This is a genomic window from Acidovorax sp. JG5 (genome assembly GCF_017939685.1).
Classification (GTDB): Bacteria; Pseudomonadota; Gammaproteobacteria; order Burkholderiales; family Burkholderiaceae_C; genus Acidovorax.
On sequence record NZ_JAGKSE010000059.1, the window covers coordinates 1 to 1,055 of the forward strand.

At 56.5% G+C, this 1,055-nt stretch carries 1 protein-coding gene; it reads right to left on the reverse strand.

The features are described from left to right. Positions 1 to 213: 213 nt before the first annotated feature. The gene (locus J8G26_RS19085; protein WP_210570836.1) at positions 214 to 963 is read right to left on the reverse strand and encodes a 16S rRNA pseudouridine(516) synthase; all 750 of its coding nucleotides are present in this window, start codon (positions 961 to 963) and stop codon (positions 214 to 216) included. Between the last annotated feature and the right edge of the window lie 92 nt (positions 964 to 1,055).

A 1,055-nucleotide genomic window follows, 5' to 3' on the forward strand; every position in this document is an offset into this window, starting at 1 on the left:
AATTGCTCATTCGGGGTAGATGGGTTGGCCGGACGGATACCCACTTTCAGATCAGCAGAGGAGTTTAGCGCCGCACACCCTGCGCCTTCGCGCCGAAAACGTAACTACGGGAGAGTCGGCTATGTATGAACCGGAAGAATTTTCCTGAAACTCAGCCATCGACAGGAGGTCGAGCCGAAATGTCGCTTGAAGGTATGCCCTGCGGAGACCTGATCACGAAATAGGATTCAGCCTGAACAGGTCCTCGGCAGACAACCATTTCCACTGCCCAGGTGCCAGGTCCGGGGGAAGATCCAGCGTGCCGATGCGCGAGCGATGCAACGCTTCCACCCGATTGCCCACAGCGGCCAGCATGCGCTTGACCTGGTGGTATTTGCCTTCAGTCAGGGTAAGGTCCAGACGATGGCTGTCCACGGACGTACAAGCAGAGGCGCGCACCGGTTTGGGATCGTCGTCGAGCACAACACCTGCCAGCAACTTGTCGATTTGCAGGTCATCCACCGAATGTTTGGTGGTTACCCGGTACACCTTGGGAACATGTTTCTTTGGCGAACTCATGCGATGGATGAAATGCCCATCGTCGCTGAGCAACAAAAGACCCGTTGTATCCTGATCAAGACGGCCAACAGCCTGCACGCCTTGAATCGCACTCTTGCACGGCCTCTGCCGCAACGGAGCGGGGAGCAAGGTGTAGATACTGGGATAAGTGGATGGCTTCTGCGAACATTCTGTGCCCGCAGGCTTGTGCAGCATCACGTACGCTTTGGCGTGGTAAGGCCACTCCACCCCTTGCACCCGCAAACGCAGATCATCGGTATCGAAATCCAGCACTGCATCAGTACACAGACTGAAGGGAGCGTCTGGGTCGAGGCTGGCCGTCTCGACCCACCCATGCTGCACAAGTCCCGCGCAGACACGGCGGGTACCAAACCCTTGAGAATACAGAATATCTTGAAGTTGCATTGCCATGTTCCGGCGGACATCCCCGGCCCAATAAAAGCGCGATCCATAACCCCAAAGCAGAACGCCCCACTCAAAGTTTGAGTGGGGCGTTA

Excerpts from the sequence above, each read along its gene's own strand:
- J8G26_RS19085 (WP_210570836.1), bottom strand. The coding sequence starts at position 963 with ATGCAACTTCAAGATATTCTGTATTCTCAAGGGTTTGGTACCCGCCGT.